Raw genomic sequence first — 17,235 nt, forward strand, 5'->3', positions numbered from 1 at the left:
CCTCAGTGACTACCGGCTCGACCGCACCACCATCCCACCTGGGAAAGCCGGGCCCCCAAGACGAAAAAAAGGGGCGATCAATGATCGCCCCAAATACAACGAGAGGTCCTTTTCTAAAACTACAAGCTGATCTGCTGGCGCTCCTCATCCGTCAACCGCGCCCGCGCCTGGTCACTCAACGGTCCGGCGCCAAGCACCTGAACCGGGCTGTTGGGGTTGTAGCCCGAGGTCTTCTGCCCGTCCTCCGGCTTGCGCTCCACTGGCTCGCTGCCAAAGCTCAACACTTCCACCGTGACAATCGACGCCCGGCCCTGTTTGGCCGCCGCCTGCTGGCTGCGCGCGGCATCTTCCGCCGCCTGGGACGCCGCCGCACCGGCTGCGCTCGCCGAGGTCATGGCCCCGGTGTTTACCGCCGCCGACACCGGCACCCCGGACGACTTGCCCTGGGTCTGGATGTTGGCGGCGTTTACAACGCGCAACGCGGCAATGTTGATGTTGCCCGAGACCCGAATCCCCGCTTCACCCGCATCGATGGTACCCAGCGGGGCGATCAGGTCGATGTCTCCGGCCGGCACTTCCGGAATCGGGTTCAAGGTGGCAATCCCCGCCCCGGTGCTCGGCACCGCCGGCGACAGGGTCACGTTGCCCCAGTTGTCGTAGACACGCTTGGGCGGCGTGTACACCACGGTGGTCTTGGATCCGCGACCGGCGTTGATGTCGCCCTCGCCGGACCAGCCCATGATCGAGCCGCCGAAGGTGGTCATGATGCGGCTCTGGCCCAGCAGGATGCTGCCCATGGAATACAGCTGGATATCGCCGGCGCCCTGGGTGATCACACCGGCGGTGGACGGAGGTGCCGCGCCTTCGATGCCGAAGGTCTGCCCACCGCCCGGGGTGAGCATCTGGATCGAGCCGCCGAAATTGGTGTGTACACCCGAGCCGCCGAACAACGTGATATCGCCCTTGTAGGTGATCGGGTTGCCGGCCACGTCCTTGTCCGGGAACAGCGCGGCAATCGCTGCACGCCCCCGTACATAGCTGCCCTGGCGCGCACCGCCCACCGCGTTGTACTCACGGCCGGCGGCCTTGAGTTCGGCGAAGTACACATCACGGGCGAACACCCGTTGCTGTTCAGCGGGCAGTGCGGCGTAAACCGCGCGGGCCTGCTCGCGGGTGCCGACGAAACCGAAGCGCTCGGCGAGCCAGGTGACCAGTTCGTTCTCATAGGTCTTGGCGACCTTGCCGCCCTGGATCGACAGGGCTTCGCCTGGCTGGACGAGGTTGGCCGGGTCCAGGTAGGCCTCGACAAAGCGCCGGTAATCCGGGCCGTTGGGGCCGACGCCAGCTTGCATGACGATGCCTGCGCCAGGGCGGTTGTCACCCGCGACCACCGGGCCCAGGCTGGTGATGCTGACTTCGCCGCCCTTCGCCGGGTCACGCCCGGACATCAGGATATTGCCGCCCGCCGTCACTTCCAGCAGGCCAGGACCGGCAACCTGGAAGTTGCTGTACAGAATGTCGCGCCCGGCGGAGACGATGGAGATGTCAGTGGGGTTGTTGTGGATGAACAGGTTGCCGGTCGACTGCTCGCTGACCGCACCAGGGGCCGTATTAAAACGGCTGCCACTGCTGACAATGTCTCGCCCCGCCATCATCCAAACTGGCCCGTTGCCCTCGTACCAGGTCTGCCCTGAATGCAAAAACGAGGGGGAAGAATTGAACGTCAGGGTCCGGCCGCTGCTGACCCCCACCAGATCGCCGGTCAAGGCATAGAACCGCGCCGGTTCCGTTGGCGCGTAAGCGGCTGCCGACGCCGTGGCGGAGCCAAAGGCAAACAAAGGACGCGGAATGGAACCCGACGAGCTACCGTTTTCCGACAGATTGTTGCCATCGACAACCACCTGACCATCAATGGTCCCGACGAACGCCGGCCGCCAAGGTGTGGCCATGATGCTGGGGTCGGCCCCGGAAGGCGTGACAAACATACCGCCCGCATAAATCGAGTCATGGGCCAGGAATTGCAACTGGCTGCTGGCACCGGGGGCGAGCACCAAGGCATTTATCGGACTCGTATCGGCTTGGTACCCCAGGACGGCGCTTCCGTAATAAATACTGCCGCCAGCCGCCGTCGCTCGAACGATCGATGGGTAGACAGTTGCCAGGTCGGACGCTGCGGCGGAGACAGATGGCGTCAAGTTGCCCCCCGCTGAAAACAGGTCGATTGCCGTGTGCCCGGTCCATAACGAGAACCAACTTTCGCCGGTCCCACTCGTCCCGCCACGGGTAAACGATGAGTTGTTCAGCAGGACGACACGGCCCGGGTCAATCACTTGCTGCAGCACCAGGTCACCCAATGTGGTCAGGTTGAATGTGGCATCCCCCGGCACCAGGGTGATGCCCCCCACTGCCCGGCCACGGGTCGCCTGGAACGGATCGAATGCCCGGGTTTCGCCCGGGCTCTGCTCAGAGCTGTTGCTGCCGTAGGTCAGGTCGATCCGGCCCGTGGTCGCACTTTGCAGTTGGACATTGCCCCGGATATTCACCAACTGGCCGTTCTGATCGTTTACATCAACCACGCTGCCAGGGTTCAGGGCGCCACCGATACGCACCCGCAGATCACCACCGCCCGTCAACTGCAGGCTGCCATCACCGGCAACCCGCCCGGTACTGCCAACCGCCAGCACCAGCCCCTGGCTGCGCGGGTTGGCAGAGGCCGACATTGGGTTGCCGTCCATGCGCCGAAACACACCGGCATCCCCGCCTACCTGTACATCCACGTCACCGCCGCCGAGGGTGCCAAAACCGGTAAACCCGACGAACGCATCAGCCTTGGAGGCGTTGGCGGTATAGCTACCGAAATTGATCCACCAGGCCGTCGGCTGCGCCTGCCCGCCGGTGTTCACCGTGCCGCTGCCCTGGCGCCACAGCCAGTTGGCCACATCGGCGGAGTCGATGCCGTTATCCAGGGGGTTGGGCCGACTTGGGTTGAAGACGCCTCCCAGGATATTCCCCGTCAGGTTGCCCCCCACGTTCACGCTCAAATTCCCCCCTGCCTCCGGGTACCAGGCACGGTACAGGCTGTCAGATGAGCCGTTGACGAACTGTTCAAAATAACTGTTGGTATCGTTCAGCACCGTCTTCGCGCTGTTCAGCGCCTTGGGCTGGTTGTAGGGGTCACTGGCACCGGTTGCAGTGGACGATGTACCGGCGGTGTAGACCCCGTACAGGGAGTCCATGCTCAAGTCGCCGGCGCTGAGCAGTTCGAGGTCGCCCGTACCGGTGCGAATCACACTGAAACGGCTGCTGGAGGGGGTCGCCGCATACTCTTTGCCGCTTTGGGCCTGGCAGTAGGCGGGCGAGCTTGCACAGAACTCATCGATGGACGGGATACCGAACTGGTCCAGGATGCTTTGCTCGATCGGCGTTCCGACGGTGACGATAATCCCGTTGTCCGCCAGGTCCTTGGCGCCGAATTCGGTCCAGACATAGCCAACTTTCACGGCGCAGTACGCCGGATTGCCCCCACAGAAATCATCAATCGAACCCAGCCCGAAATCATCGAGGATCTTTTGGTCGATCGGGTCGCCTTCCTTGACCACCACCCCATTGGCCGCAAAGTCCTCCACCGCGAAGGCGGTCCAGGTCAACTTGCCCTTGGCGGGCATCTCCTTGGCAAACATGCCGTAGTGGCTGTCAGCCAAACGCAGGTCGCCGCTGCGCGGATGGGCTTGCAGGATGCGGCTGTCGGCCGCCTCGGTGTCAGCACCTGCAACCAACCGCAGCGACCAGGATTGCGAACCTTCGGCCAGCATCGGCGAGAGGGCCCACAGCTTGCCCTGGCGCCCCGCCACTTCCGGGCGCAACGCCACCGACTCAGCCCCGCCCGGCAACTTGACGTTGGTGCCGGAAGGAATCAACGCGCCGCGCGGCAGCGGTATGTCGCCATTGAGGGTCACGTGGTTTTGCGTCGGGTTAAGCGCCTCGTAGTTCGTCGGCAACGGCACCCCTTTGGGCCAGGTCAGCGCCCCGAGCCGGGTGTCCTGGGTCAGCAGGCTGCCGGCGTCCAGCTGTGAGCCGGCCGCCAGGGTGTGTGCCTGGCTCAATAACGTGCCTGCGGCAAACAGCAGATTGCCCGCGCTGTCGAACACTGCTGCGGCCAGTACCGTACCGGCAGGCAGCGTCAGGTCCTGGTTCAGCGTCGCCCGGGTCGGCAAGCGCGTACCGGCGGCCACGCCCACGGCCTTGATCGGCAGGTCGTAGTTGAGCACGGTGCCCGCCGGGAAGGTCGTGCCGTCCGCCAGGGTGATGCCGTTACCCGGCACGATGATCGTGCCGCCGGTAAAGTCGATACCCGGCAACAACACCCAGCCCTTGTCATCGACGGTCTGCGGTGGCGGTGCAAAACCGTCGTTGATGCTGCCGTAAATATTCAGGTCGCCACCGGCGCGCAGAGTCAGGCTGCCCGACTCACCGGAGCCATACACCGAGGTTTTCTGGCTGTGGGGGTTGAGGCTGGCGTAACGGTAGCCGGACAGGTCCAGATCGCCCTGCACCACCAGGTCACCGTCCGCGGTCTTGCTGACGATTTCCACGCCCGGGCGCAGGTGGAAGGCATCGGCGTAGGTTGCATTGTTAAGCCCGGCGAGTTTGTTTTGCAGCAGGTTCTGGTTGAGCAATGCACCGTTGATAAAGGCCGTGCTCAGCACATGCTTGCCATCCAGGTAGGCCTGGTCGATCTGTTGGTAAGGCCGCCCGCTGGCCGTCGGATCGGTGACCAGTGGCGCATCGTCGTAACTGATCATGCCGTTGAGGGTGATCGAGCGCGCGCCCTGGATCGTCAGGCGGCCATGGGCATCGATGTTGATGTCGTTGCTGGTGCCATCGACGTTGATCAGCCGTGGTGCATTCAGTTCCAGGGTGCCGCGGTTGCGCCCGTCATTGCCCTGGACCGCCTCGGTGCCGTGGCGCAGGTCGATGCGTGCGCCATCGGCCAGGGTCAGTTGACCGGTGCCGGAGCCGAGCACCACCATGGCCCGGTTGGGCGAGTCGATGATCTTGCCGTAGCTGTCCACCCGCAGCTTGCTGCCATGGGCGTCGAGTACCGCGCCGCCGTCCAGGGTCAGGCCGTGCTTGCCGGCCAGGTTGATGCTGCCGACGCGCTCGCCACTGGCGTCCACCAGGCCGGTGACCCGCAGGCTGCCGTTGTCCACGGAGACGTTGACGGTGCCGGCCTTGAGGCCATTACCGATGGTCAAGTCGCCCTGCTTGAGTTGGAAGCTGCGTGTGCCGAACACCTGGCCTTGATTCAGGCGCTGGTTGAGGTCGGCGAACTGCTGGTCCAGCAAACCGCTGCTGCCCAGGCGCTGGGCCTGGATTTCCACGGTACCGGCCTCATAAGGCATCGTGGTCCCGCCCGCATCGTAATAGCCACTGCTGCCGGCGAGGATCGTGCCTTGCAGGTCGACGATACCGCCCGCCGCGTCCACCGCAACCGCCCGCAGTTTGCCGGCCTGGTTGTTTTTGGCCGAGAGGTCGATGGTCGAGCCGGCAGCCTGCAGTATGTTGCCGCTGCGGCTGTCCAGCAGCACAGTGCCGCCCGCGCCGTATTGGGTCACATCGTTGAACACAGTGGCGCCACCGGCCACGTCGATCAACGCCGCATCCGTCAGCACCACATCACCCCGGGCGCCCAGGCTGATTTTACCGCTGGGCAGCACTACCGCCGTGGCCAGGCGAATGCTGTCGCCTTGCAGGGACAGTTCGGCGCCCTGGCCGTCGGCCTTGCCACGCGCCCCCACGGACGCTGCAATATCAATCGCCCCACCTGCGGTGATGCGGTTCACCGAACCGGCTTCGCCGGTCATCAGCGGGGTGAGGATATTCAGGTCGCCGCCGCTGTACTGGAAGCCCTTCACCGGGTCATAGGCGCCCTGGCTCTGATACACCGAGAGGCTGCCCTTGTGGTTGGCGGTAATGCGCTCGCTGGCATTGAGGTTCACGCTGGCAAAGCCCAAAGCCAGGCGATCGAAACTGCTCACGGTGTTGGTCTGGGCAAAGGCGCCGTAGCCGAACTCAATACGCTCGGCGTTGATATCCAGGCGCCCGCTGCCAGTGCCCGCCCCGCCGGCGATCACCGAGCCCGGTGGGGTGGTCGCGCCCTGCCAGATCAGGTTGGCGGTATGAATGTTGGCCACGTCGCCAGCGCCACCGGCACCGTAGATCGCCGGAGTGGAGAGCATCAGGTTGCTCAGCCGCGACTTACCCGTCAGTGGGTCATAGGTGTCCAGGGAGGTACTGCCGTAGAAGTTGAACCTGTCCCGCGCCGAGAGCTGCAGGGTTTCCAGGGCCGGCGCACCGAACTGTGAATCACCTTTGAGCAGGCGATCAAGAAGCGCCTGGGTGAGTGTCAGGCCGGCCGGCAACTGATTGGCCACAGCGGCAGCGGCCAGGGCTTGGGCGCTGCCGAGGTTAATGGTGTTGACCCCCAGGTTGAGGTGACGGGTGCCGTAGCGCACCTGGTCGCCCAACTGGAAGGTATTGTTGGTCAACGCCACGATGCTGCCTTCGGAGTACAGCCCGGTTTGCCCGCTGCACAGGCCCGTGTCACACACACCGATGCTGATCCCGCCGCTGGGCACCGTCGTATTGAATGCAATGACATTGAGCAAGCCGTTGGACGCCGCCAGCATATTGGTGACTTTGTAGATAAAACCGTCACGAGCGTCGTAGCTGGCTTTGCCACGGCCGATGGTGTTGATGGATGCGCCCTGCTCCAGGACGATCGCGTTGGTGTCACTCAACAAAAAGACTTCCGGCGCTGCGAGCGTCACACCTTCCCGAAGCGTGACGGTGCTGTTGGCCCGACTCGTACCGCCCGCCAGGACGATGTAATTCCCGGACTGGCCATACGTAACTGCCGTCATCCCCCCCACCATCAAACGCGAGGCTCCCAAGGCGTTGAGGCTCTCATCGTTGAAGGTAATGCCGGAAAAACCGCTGGTTGCGGAACTGCCCGCCGCGACGACTTCAATACCAAGCTTGCCTGGATCAATCACCGCCACCGCGCCGCCATAGCCACCCGCCGCGGCCTCAAAACGGCCTATGCCCTGGAACGAAAACGCATCAGCGCCGCCCCCTGGCCGCAAGGCCAGTTTCAGGGTCTTGGCGTCGATGGCGAGCATCGGGCGTGGCACACCCTGTTTCGCAGCGTCGGCCATGGCGAACTGGGCGTAGCTGGTTTCGTTGTATTGGGAATAGCGACGCAAGGTATCGGCCGAGGTCAAAATCAACTGGCTGGCAACGCTGTTGCCGATCCCGGTGTTGGCGATGGACAAGCGCCCGGCGGTGGACCAGGAGCCATTGCGCATCCGCTGGGTGGCGGCATCACTGCCGAGACCGGCCAGGCCGTTGACCTCGACGCGGAAAGCGCCGGGCATCAAGGCGTAGGTGGACGGCATCAGGGTATAAGTGCCCGCCGGCAGCCCCGGCACTCCGGCGCCGATGGTGACCTGCTGGCCCACCAACGGATCGACTGCGCCCTTCTCCGGTGCCACCGGCGCCGAGCCAGGCTGCACCCCGGGCACGATGGCGTAAATCGGGTTGGTGCCCAGGCCCGGCAACACAAAACCGCCATTGGCACCAAACTGCACCAGTGGGCTGTAGCGCGCATCCGTAGAGCCTCCGCGCCCGGAAACGAAACCGGCCCCCAGCAATTCGCCGCCGCCCGACAGGTCCAGGGTAGCCTCAGGCTGCACCTGCACCGACTGGCCGCCGAGAATCACCCCGACGCTGAGTTCCGCGTCCTGGTTGACCAGCCCGCCCTGGCCGACAAACGTCACGGTCTTGCCGTTGTACTTATAGACCTGCCCGTCCAGGGTGCCGCCATACGGCAGCACCAGGCCCCTGCCGCTCACCGACGTCACGCTGCCCGGCAGCAATTGCACCTGGCTGCTGCCCATGCTGCCGATATCGATCAACCCCAGGGGCGCCCGCACCACACCGCCCTGCCGCACCGTCGCGGCGCCCAGTTGCAGGCGCCCGAATGCCGAGTAAGGCACCGCGGCATCCGTGTTGCCGGTACGGCCAATGGTCAGGGTGCGCAGCGGGTCGAACGTGATGTTGAGGCTGTTGAATTCGCTCAGGTAGCCGGCAATGACCCGCGCACCGACCTCCGTGGCCGGATACAACTGCGCCGCCCGCAAGGTCATGTCGCCCTGGGTCAATAACTGGGTGCTGACCCTCAAGGCCACGCCGTCCGGGTTCGCACCCGCCAGGAAGCGCAGATCGCCCTGGCTGGTCAGGTTGACCTGATCAAAGCCGCGACGCTCAAGGCCGATCAGGCTGTCGTCGGCCTGGCGCAGTTTGCCCTTGCTGCCAAACAACACGCTGCCGCGCACATCGATCAAGCTGCCGCTGGCATTGAACTGCGCCTCGGTGGCGCGCAGCGAGGGTAACGGCAACACCGACACCGGGTTCACGTAGAACTCCCGGGCCGGCGAATCCATGCCGGACAGCAGCAGAGACGGTGCCGACAGATTCACCCGGGCATTGGCTGCCGCGCCCTCACTGAGGTTGAAGGCACCGCTGTACAGGCGCAGGCTCTGGCCCATGTTCAAGGACACATCGCCGTCGAAACTCAACAGGCCGTTGCTCATCAATGCCAGGTTGTCGAAGCCGCCCGCACTGACCTGGTCGACGCCCAGGCGAGCGTGGCCGTATTCCAGGCTGTCGGCCGCGTCGGCGGCGGTGCCGGCGAGCGTGTGGGCCTGATGGGTCTGGCCGAGCACCAATTCACGCACCTTCAGCACGCGATCCGTGACACTGCTCTTGGTGTAATACGGGCTGTCCAGCGCTACGTTCAGGCTGCCGCCCGCTGCGCCGGCACCGCCGGCCCGGGCCACCAGACTGCCGTCCAGGTACAAGCCATTGTTGGACGCCAGGCTGATGCTGCCGCCATTGCTGGCCACCCGGGTTGCGCCCTGCCCCGGCACATCCAACACCGCTTGCGTGCCCGACGCGTCCAGCCGGGCGCCCTCGCGTACCACCACAAACAGGTCGCTGGCAGTGACCGTGCCGGTGCTCAGGTTGATCTCGCCACCGATGCTGATCTTGCCGCCGTCACGGACCAACCCGTATTGGCTCCCGCGATTGTCCACGGCAGTCGCGGCCCGGGCGGCGACATCGATGAGTGCGTTTTCACCCAGCCAGATGGAGCGGCCGTGGCCAACCGCGTTGGCCGGCTCGAACGCGCGCGTGGTCAGGCCGTTCAGGTTGACGCTGCCACCCCAGGCATTGAGCGTGCCGTCGACCGTCAGTTGACCGATGCTGCGCAGGTTGATCGACTGGCCCGGGTCGACGCTGATCACCGCGCCCTTGCCGACCACCAGCGCGGTTGTCGGCAGTTGCTCGGCAGGCGACTCCAGGTGGCCGGCGGAAAGAGTCAGGCTGGCGCCACGGCGTTGGCCGAGTACGCCCTTGCTGGCGTCTTCCTGGTAAAGCGGCGGGGTCCAGCGCTCCATCACGCTGGCCGCATCGCCGCCACCCGGCGTCGTGGCGGCCTGCTCCGAGAGCCGGTAGGCCGACACGTTCACATCCACCTGAGTACCATCGGCGACCAGCAATCCTTCGTTGCCGGTAATGTCATAGGCCGAAAAACCCTTTTTGAAAAAATCCCCGGCCAACTGCAAGGTCTTGGCATCCGGCGCCTGCGGGCTCTGGCCGATCTGCACCTTGTTGGCCTGCAAGGTCAGGGTGCCGCCTGCGCTGACGCCATAGCCGCGAATCTCGGCGCCCAGGTCCAAAGCCCCCAGTGCGCCCACGGTCACGTCGCCGCCCTTGCCGCCCCGGACTTTGCCATCCAGGCCGATGGTCGCCCCGGACGACGTTTCCACCAGGCTGCCCGCCGCGAGGTTCACGTCGCCGGAGCTGCGCAACGACACCTTGCCACCGTTGATATACGCCACCCCGTCAGTGGCCGAAGGGTCCAGCGCCAGATTATTCCAGCGCCCGGAACTGTCCAGCTTGACTCCGGCGGCCACATCGAGCCGGCCGATGCCCGGCAGAATCACATCGCCAACGACATTGGAGCGATTGAGGTCGACCTGATTCAGCAGGTTGCCCGCGTTGATGCTGCCGCCGTGGGCCGTGAGGTTGGCATTGACTGAAACCACGGGGCCGAACAGGGTGATGTCGCCGCCGTCAGCCACCTTGAGTGCGCCATTGACGTCAATCTGCTGCTTTGCGCCGACCTTGATCGCGCCCAATCGGTAGCCATTGAGCTGGTCACTGTCGAGCACCAGTTTGCCCTGGCGTTCGGTCGGCAGCGCAGTGGCCAGGTCCAGGCCGTCGGCGATTTTTTGCGTGCTGCTCTCGATCAGCACCTGGTCGATGGTCGGGGTCAAGGCGTAGCGCAAGGTGCCGGTGGCCTTGTTGTACACCGGCGTGTACTGGCCAATGATCAACTGCGCCCGCTGGGCCATGGCCTGCTGTGACTGCTGATAACCATCAAGGTTGATATTCGGTGCCTGGGTCTGGCGATCGCCCTGGAATACATCGCTGATCAACTGGCCTTCCAGCACCGCGTTGGTGGTGCCCACCACCAGCTTGCCGGCGTCGCGGCCCACGGTGTAGCCCGCCTCGTAGCGGCTTTGCTGGGCCACCAGCGGGTTGTAGTAGAAATCGCTGCGGCCCCAGCGGACGCTGGTGTCTTCAAAGCCCTTGTAGATCCCCGCGTAGAGAATGTCCCCGGGGGCTTTCGACAGCTCATAGAGCTGGCCGTCAGGCCCCTTGAGCCAGGTCTGGCGGATGTAGCCGGCCTGCACATCGACGGTGCCGCCCGACAGATTGACCTGGGCCCCCTGCTGGGTCACCACGTCCTTGCCGGTGAACGTCACAGTGCCGCCCTGGGCCATCCACTCGCCGACCGAGTGGCCCTGGGTGCCCAGGTAACCGCCGACTTCCAGCAGCCCGCCGGCGGTGTACCAGCGGTCCGTCGCATAGCCGTTGGTGCCGGCCGGGACGAACACCAGGTCCCGCAGGTCGACCCACACGTCGTTGTTGATCAATTGCCCGCCGTCACGGTTGGCGGGCGCGTCGCGCTGTTCGTTGCCTTGCACGTTGATCTTGATGTTGTTGGCTTCCATCGCCACCTTGACGCCAATCGCGCCGGACACGTCGATCATCGCGCCGTCACGCACCAGGCTGCGCTGGCCGGCACTGACCGCCACCTGGCCGCCGGTGGCCAGGGTGATCGAGCCTTTGCGCAAATCCACAGTGCCGCCGCTGACGATCTCGATCCGCGACTGGTCAGTGCGGTCGGCCACCGCGCTGAGGTTGTTGAACTGGCCGGTGATCAGGTTGGCAGGCAAGCCGTCGAGCTTGATCAGGCCGTTGTCCTTCTGGCTGTTGAGGGCGGTGCTGCCGCTGGCGTCCAGCAGGATCGCCGTGGTGCTGCCCTCGCCCAGGGTCACGCTGGCGCTGGTGTCGCTGGCGGCGTTGAGCAAGTGAATCGTGCCGCGGGTATCCACCGAGGTGCTGGCCAGGGCCACGCCGTTCTGCTGCACCTGGTGCCCGGTGAGGGTGATGTCGCCGGTCGACGCCATGATCAGGCCGCTGTTGCTGACCTTGCCCGACGTGCTGCCGGCCTTGAGGCTGGTGGCCACTTCATTGCCACGGGTGGTGGAGCGGTCGTTGCCCGTGGTGCCGACGCCCTTGCGGATATAAAAACTGTCGCCGGCGGCCAGGGTGGCCTGGCCCCTGGCGGTGATGATGCTGCCGGCGTTCTCGACCTCCGAGCCGAGCAGCAAGGCGTAGCCACCGGCGTCGGTAGAGGTGGCCGGGTTGTGAGTCTGGATCAACGCGCCGCGCTGCACCTCGACCTTGCCCGCCGCGTCGGTGAAAGTCGGCTGGGTGCCGTTGGCATCCACATAGATCCCGCGCTGGGTGAATTGGTCATCGGTGATGGTGGCAGCGGCCGCCACCAGGTTGCGCACATTGACCTGGCTGCTGCCGCTGAAGATCACCCCGTTGCGGTTCATGATCATCACTGTGCCAGGGGCGTTGATCTGGCCCTGGATTTCGCTGGGGTGCGCGTTGGGGTCGTTGACACGGTTGAGCACGGCCCAATTCGATTGCTGCTGGAAATCGACCGTGGTGTTGCGTCCGACGTTGAAGGTTTCCCAGTTGAGGATCGCCTTGTCGGCGGTCTGCTCGATGGTCACCGTGGTCTTGCCACCGGACTGGCTCTGGGTCGGGCCCTTGGCGTTGGTCCAGCCCTGGGTCAGGCTGTTGTCCACCTGCAAGCCGCCCTTGCCGAGGCCGTCGGGAATCGTCGAGACCTGGCCGAGCGCCGCTTGCCGGCCAGCGGCCTGGGCGGCCTGCTGGGCCGCAATCGCCGCGACACTGTTGTTGAGCGTGCTGATGGAACGTGACAACTGCTGGTTCGCCCGCGCCTGCTGATTCAACGACGGAATCCCCGGCACCTGCGCCCCGTTGAGGCGGGCCGCTGTCGCCGCCTGGGAGGCACCCTTGTCGGCAAACCAGCCGGAGCTGAACGCTGTCGCCGCGTGGGCGCTGCCTGCCACCATGAACAAGGCAATCGCCTGGGCCAGGGGTTTGAGGCGCAGGATCGTCTGGCCGCCAGGGCCTTGGGCATTCAGGTTGACCGGTGGTTTGCAGCGGACCATCAGGAAGCTTCCTTCTTTGTTATTGCCCATGGGGAACTGGCGAAGTGCGTCACGTATGGGAGTTAGGCGGTTGGCGAGGGGCGGGACTGAACTTCTGTCATGGAAAGTTCATGTAAGGCTGATAGCCGAGCCGCAAACGCAAAAATCAGCAACGGCACAGGCCGTTGCTGATCGGGTGTTGCCGGTCGGTAAAAGCGTGGGTTACAGCGGACGACCGATGGCGTTGCAGACATCAGACTTGCCGATGCTCAGCGCGCTGGTGGCGGTAACGAAGTTGCTGGTGATCGCGGCTTTCCAGGCAGCTGGCAGTGGCACGAAGCGGTTGGCCTTGATCGCGTTGTCGTTGCTGTTCAAGGCGCTGGCACCGAAGTGACGGGTGAAGAATGCACGCACTTGCGAGGTCTGGGTGGCGTCGGCGTAGCACTGGCTGAAGATCAGGTTGGTGAAGCCCAGGATCGGATAACCGCTGCTTGGGTAAGGCACGACGCTTGGGTCGTTGGCATCGGCGGCGGCAGCAAACACCGGTACCCAGGCGTTCTGGTTGGCGACGTTGGCAGCAGCCGGTACGGGCACAGCAGCAATGGCGGCGGAAACGTTATCAGGGGCTGGAGAAACACCGGCGACCTTGGCCACTTTGGTGGCGTCATCCAGGCCAGCCAAGGTAGGCGCGGCATAGTCCGGGCTCATGTAGGTGATGCGACCATCACCGGCGTTCAGCGCGGTCATCACGCCTTGGCTGGTCACGGCAGGCACGGCGCCTGGTGGCACGCCGAAGCTGTCCGCGAAGTTGGTGGTGACCACAAATTTCTTGGACTCATTGACGCACTTGGCCGCCAGGAAACGGGTGAACAGCTCGGTGGTGCCACTGGCTTCGTTACGGTAAACCACCACGATGTTACCGGTGCGACCGGTAGCCGGGAGTTGGTTCCAGGTGGTGATGCGGCCCGAGAACACGCCGCACAGTTGATCAACGCTCAGGTCAACCGCGTTGGTACCGGCCTTGTTGAATGGAATGGCAACCGAAGTGGCGACCGAAGGCACTTGAATCAGCTTGCCCCAGGTCGCTTGTTTGGTGGAGGCGTAGGTGGACAGTTCAGTCGAGGTCAGCTTCGAGTCGCTGCCCGCCCAGTGAACGTTCTTGGTGCCGGTGCCGAACTGGCTGTAGTCGTTGTTCAGGAACGCCAGTTTGCCCTTGCCGCTGCCCACGCCGATGTACGGGGCGAAACCGGCGGTCAATACGCCGGAGGTCTGGTACAGCGGTTGTGGCAGGGTGGCGCCGCCGCCGTTGATGTCTGCCATGGCAGCCTGGGCCGAGCACAGTGCAGCGAGGGTCATGGATACCGCGAGAACGTTGCGCTTAAACATGAAGAAGCTCCTTTCGTCGTGTTTGTACGTTGGGGTAGATGACGCTATGGCTTCGGTCCCGGGCTGTGTTCCGGGGGGTACCCAGGGGTGAGGCCATGGGTATGAAATTTCGCAGCATCCGATGACAGCTAAAGGAAAAAACCTCGGGAGGAACGGCTTGATTTTTAAAAAGATTCTCGGGTGTTTTGGTCACACTTTTGAGCGGTTTGGGGGTGAGGTGACAGCGAGGTTTCAGCGCGGATTTCGAGGACCGGGCTGGAGGCGTTACGGGCCGTGTGGTGGGGTTGGGCAGATGACAGAATGAGGAACCCGAGGTTGGGACCCGCGTGTCGGGCGCGCGAAAATAGTCTTGAAGAAACGCGATTCAAATGTGGGAGCGGGCTTGCTCGCGAAAGCGGTGGATCAGGCGCGACATGTGTTGATTGACACACCGCTTTCGCGAGCAAGCCCGCTCCCACATTTTTGATCGTGTTTCGTCAGCAGTCAGGTCACCAGTTGATTGATTTCGATGATCGGCAGCAGCACGGCCATGACGATGACCAACACCACGGCCCCCATCACCACGATCATCAGTGGCTCAAGCAACGCCGTCATGCCCATCGCCCGACGCTCGATATCCCGCGACAGGGTTTGCGCCGCGCGCTCGAGCATTGGCGGCAGCGAGCCGGTTTTTTCGCCGCTGGCGATCAGGTGGATCAGCACGGGCGGAAAGACCTTTTCCACCGCCAGCGCAGGAGCCAGGTTGACGCCCTCGCGCACCTTGGCCGTCGCGTCGCTGACACACTGGCTCAGGCGGTCGTTGGACAAGGTCTGGCGCGCCGCTTCCAGGGCGCGCAACAACGGCACGCCCGCCCCGCCGAGAATCGCCAGGGTCGAGGCAAACCGCGCGGTGTTGAGGCCCAGTACAAAACGCCCGATCAACGGCAGGCGCAACACCCGGCTGTGCCAGCTCAACCGCGCCACGGGGTTGCGCAGGTACAGGCGCCAGCTCCAGAAACCACCCACGATCCCGGCAAAACACAGCCAGCCCCAGGCGCGGATAAAGTCACTCGCATTGAGCATCGCCAACGTCAGCCCCGGCAGGTCCTGGCGAGCCTGGGAAAACGCACTGACCACCTGCGGCACCACGTAGCTGAGCAGGAAAATCACAATGCCGATGGACACCAGCCCCACCACGCCCGGGTAGATAAACGCCGTGAGGATCTTGCCCCGCAGGTTATTGCGTTCCTCGATGTAGTCGGCGAGGCGCTCCATGACCTGGGCCAGGTCGCCGGACTCCTCCCCCGCCGCGATCAGCGCCCGATAGATCGACGGAAAGTCCCGGGGCCGCGCGGCCAACGCATCGGCCAGGCGCATGCCGCTGCGCACATCGGCGCGCACCGCGCTCAAGGTCTGGGCAATGTGTTTTTTCTCGGCTTGCTCCACCGTGGCGCTCAACGCGGCCTCCAGTGGCAGGCTCGCACCGAGCAGGCTCGCCAGCTGGCGCGTGGCCCAGGCCAGGTCATTGTCCGAGAGTTTGGCGCTGAACCGGCCGCCACCGCCGGCACGCTCGTTGTTGTTCTCGACCTGCACCCGCAAGGCCGTCAGGCCACGGCTGCGCAGGTGGGCAAACGCGCCGCTCTGGCTGTCTGCCTCAAGGTGCCCGGACTCCAGCTTGCCGCTGGCGTCGGCGGCTTCGTAGCGGTATCGGTTCATCAGGCGTCCCGTGTTACGCGCAGGATTTCTTCGGGGGCGGTGGCGCCGCTGCGTACCCAGCGTTCGCCATCCTCACGCATGCTGAACATGCCGGCGCGGCGTGCGGCGGCTTTCAAGGCCTGCTCGCCGGCGCCCTGGTGGATCAGCCCGCGCAGCTCGTCGTCGATGCAGAACAATTCATGGATACCGGTACGCCCGCTGTAACCGATCTGGTTGCACTGCGCGCACCCGACAGGCCGCCAGGTGCCGGGCGCGGCCGGGTCTTCCTGCTTGCAGTGCGGGCACAGCCGACGCACCAGGCGCTGGGCCAATACGCCGAGCAGTGACGAGGCCAGCAGGAACGGTTCGACGCCCATGTCGATCAAGCGGTTGACCGCCGAGACGGCATCGTTGGTGTGTAGGGTGGCGAGTACCAGGTGGCCCGTGAGCGAGGCCTGGACGGCAATTTGTGCGGTCTCCAGGTCGCGGATTTCGCCGATCATGATGATGTCCGGGTCCTGGCGCAGGATTGCCCGCAGGGCCAGGGCGAAGGTCATGTCGATCTTGGCGTTGACCTGGATCTGGCTGATGCCCGGCAGGTCGTATTCCACCGGGTCTTCGACGGTCAGGATATTGCTGGTGCTCGCATCCAGCCGGGCCAGGGCGGCGTAGAGGCTGGTGGTCTTGCCGCTGCCGGTGGGGCCGGTGACCAGCACGATGCCGTGGGGTTGGCGGATCAGGGTGTCGAGTTTGGCCAGGACGGCGGGGTCCATGCCGAGGGTTTCCAGTTGCAGGCGGCCGGCTTGTTTGTCCAGCAGGCGCATCACTACGCGCTCGCCATGGCCGGTGGGCACGGTGGAGACGCGGATATCAATGGGGCGACCGGCCACGCGCAGGGCGATGCGGCCGTCCTGGGGCAGGCGTTTTTCGGCGATATCGAGTTGGGCCATGATCTTGATGCGTGAGACCAGAGCGCCGTGCAGGGCCTTGCGCGGGGACACCACGTCACGCAGCGTGCCGTCGACGCGGTAGCGCACCACGGAGTGGGTTTCGTAGGGTTCGATGTGGATGTCGCTGGCTTCGTCGCGGGCGGCCTGGGTGAGCAAGGCGTTGATCATGCGGATCACCGGGGCGCCGTCCTGGGTGTCGAGCAGGTCGGTGATTTCGGGGATGTCTTGCATGAGGCGGTCGAGATCGACTTCGTTTTCGGCGGCGCCCACGACGGCGGCGGCGCTGCCGGTGTCGGCGTAGGCAGTGGCCAGGAGGCCGTCGAGTTCGTCGTCGCGCACCTGGATCAGGTGGGTTTGGCCGAACTGGCGGTAGACCTCGCTGATGGACCAGCCGGGGGTCGAGGGGCAGATGGTCAGCGTCGGGCCCTGGGTTCCCGGGTGAAGGAGGATACGTTGGGATTTGGCCCAGGCGTAAGGCAGGAGGCTCATGCTTTTGGGCTTCGTTTGGTTGAGTACATATCCATTCCTTCGGTTACGGCTTCGATTGGTTCCGCTCTTACAGC

General features: G+C 64.6%; 4 protein-coding genes. All 4 read right to left on the reverse strand.

Translation table 11 applies throughout. The features are described 5' to 3' along the window. Nucleotides 1-119 precede the first annotated feature (119 nt). A complete protein-coding gene (locus tag HX815_RS14210) occupies nt 120-12,683 on the reverse strand; it encodes a filamentous hemagglutinin family protein (RefSeq protein WP_177028443.1) in 12,564 nt (4,187 codons plus the stop codon). Nucleotides 12,684-12,884: 201 nt separating this feature from the next. Continuing rightward, complete coding sequence (locus HX815_RS14215) at nt 12,885-14,048, reverse strand: substrate-binding domain-containing protein (RefSeq protein WP_003210472.1); 1,164 nt, start codon at nt 14,046-14,048, stop codon at nt 12,885-12,887. Between the two features lie 483 nt (nt 14,049-14,531). Further along, nucleotides 14,532-15,743, reverse strand: coding sequence for a type II secretion system inner membrane protein GspF (gspF, locus tag HX815_RS14220; protein WP_008432563.1), 1,212 nt, complete (start codon nt 15,741-15,743; stop codon nt 14,532-14,534). Continuing rightward, nucleotides 15,743-17,161 (reverse strand): type II secretion system ATPase GspE, encoded by a 1,419-nt coding sequence (gene gspE / locus HX815_RS14225; RefSeq protein WP_008432561.1) that lies wholly within the window; start codon nt 17,159-17,161, stop codon nt 15,743-15,745. Before gspE ends, gspF begins: the two co-directional genes overlap by 1 nt. Between the last annotated feature and the right edge of the window lie 74 nt (nt 17,162-17,235).

Source organism: Pseudomonas sp. E6002 (assembly GCF_013385565.1).
Lineage (GTDB): Bacteria > Pseudomonadota > Gammaproteobacteria > Pseudomonadales > Pseudomonadaceae > Aquipseudomonas.

Excerpts from the sequence above, each read along its gene's own strand:
- HX815_RS14210 (WP_177028443.1), bottom strand. The coding sequence starts at position 12,683 with ATGGTCCGCTGCAAACCACCGGTCAACCTGAATGCCCAAGGCCCTGGC.
- HX815_RS14215 (WP_003210472.1), bottom strand. The coding sequence starts at position 14,048 with ATGTTTAAGCGCAACGTTCTCGCGGTATCCATGACCCTCGCTGCACTG.
- gspF (WP_008432563.1), bottom strand. The coding sequence starts at position 15,743 with ATGAACCGATACCGCTACGAAGCCGCCGACGCCAGCGGCAAGCTGGAG.
- gspE (WP_008432561.1), bottom strand. The coding sequence starts at position 17,161 with ATGAGCCTCCTGCCTTACGCCTGGGCCAAATCCCAACGTATCCTCCTT.